Source organism: Streptomyces sp. NPDC006265 (assembly GCF_040613555.1).
Taxonomy (GTDB): domain Bacteria; phylum Actinomycetota; class Actinomycetes; order Streptomycetales; family Streptomycetaceae; genus Streptomyces.
This window is the reverse complement of the sequence record NZ_JBEXSH010001450.1, coordinates 1-1,279: the sequence shown is the minus strand read 5'-3', so window position 1 is coordinate 1,279 and position 1,279 is coordinate 1. Positions and strand designations below refer to the sequence as shown.

Sequence of the window (1,279 nt, the reverse complement as noted above, 5' to 3'; positions counted from 1 at the left end):
GGGCCGCCGCCGGTCAGTGGTCCGGGCCGCCGCCCAGCCGGTCGGCCAGGCAGGCCAGGTACAACGCCATGGCCGTCCGGTGCTCGCGCAGCGGACGGCCGGTGAGCTGCTCGATCTTGTTCATGCGGTAGACGACGGTGTTGCGGTGGATGTGCAGCGCCGCGGACGCCCGGACGAGGCTGAAGCCGCTCTCGCACCATGCGGTGATCGTGTCGCGCAGCGCCGGCCAGTCCGGCTGGTCCCGCAACGGCGCCGCGGTCAGGTCGAGCAGGCGGGTGCGGGCGGACTGGCTGACTGCCGCGAGCAGTTGGTGGACCCGCAGATCGCCGATCGCGTGGACGGTACGGCCGCCGTCCACCCGGGCGCCCAGGCGCAGGGCGTCACAGGCGTCCTGGTAGGAGTCGTGCAGACCACCGACCGAGGCGGCAGGTTCGCCGATGCCCGCGCGGGCGGCGAGGCCGTCCTGGGCGGCGATGACGTCCGTGACCCGGCGGCAGTCGGCGACGAGCGAGTCCGCGGGGGTCCTGGCCGGCAGCCGGTGCAGGACGCCGATCCAGCCGGGGGCCGCGCCGGCGACGATGTCCTGCGGGTCGGCGAAGACGTCCCGGACCGTCCGCAGCAGCTCGGAACGGACCAGCGTCATGTCCCGGGCCGGGGTGCCGCGGCGGACGCCCGGGTCGGGCACGCTCACCTCGAACGCCACCGCGACCCGGCGCAGCCGCAGGTCGAAGCCGAGTTCAGCGGCCCGGAACATCAGGAAGTCGCCCTCCACGACCAGCGGGTCGTAGGAGGCGATGTCGGTGAGCAGCTTCTCGGCCGCCCGCTCGGCGAGCAGCCGGGAGCGCAGCATCACGGACTCCCGGATGAGGATCTCCGTCTGCCGCTTCACCAGCAGACCGAAGCGGCCCACCTGGGCGGGCGTGCCCGTGATCCCGACGGTCCCGACCGCCTGCCCGTCCGTGACCAGGGGCAGGGTGATCCCGGGCCGCACCCCGCGCAGCTGCTGGGCCTGGGACGCGTTGTGTGTGGCGGGCTCCTTCGTGCGGACGACCTCGACGGACGCCTCGTGGAAGGTGCCGACGCGGCTGCTGTCGCCGCTGCCGATGACCGTGCCCTTGGCGTCGGTGATCAGCACGTTGAAGCCGATGACCGCGGAGGTGTCCCCGGCGATCTCCTGCGCGAGTGACGGGCTCAGCACGGTGTCCCTCCCGTCCTGGAGCGGTGCCAGGGTTGGACGCACCGTACAGGGGAGGGGGTGCCTCCAGCCACAAGTTCGTAC

The 1,279-nt window shown here is 73.3% G+C and carries 1 protein-coding gene; it reads right to left on the bottom strand.

Going from position 1 to position 1,279, the window contains the following annotated elements; all coding sequences use genetic code 11:
* Positions 1 to 13: 13 nt before the first annotated feature.
* Positions 14 to 1,198, bottom strand: a complete 1,185-nt coding sequence (locus ABZ281_RS49725) for a sugar diacid recognition domain-containing protein (RefSeq protein ID WP_356665483.1) — start codon at positions 1,196 to 1,198, stop codon at positions 14 to 16.
* Positions 1,199 to 1,279: the final 81 nt, after the last annotated feature.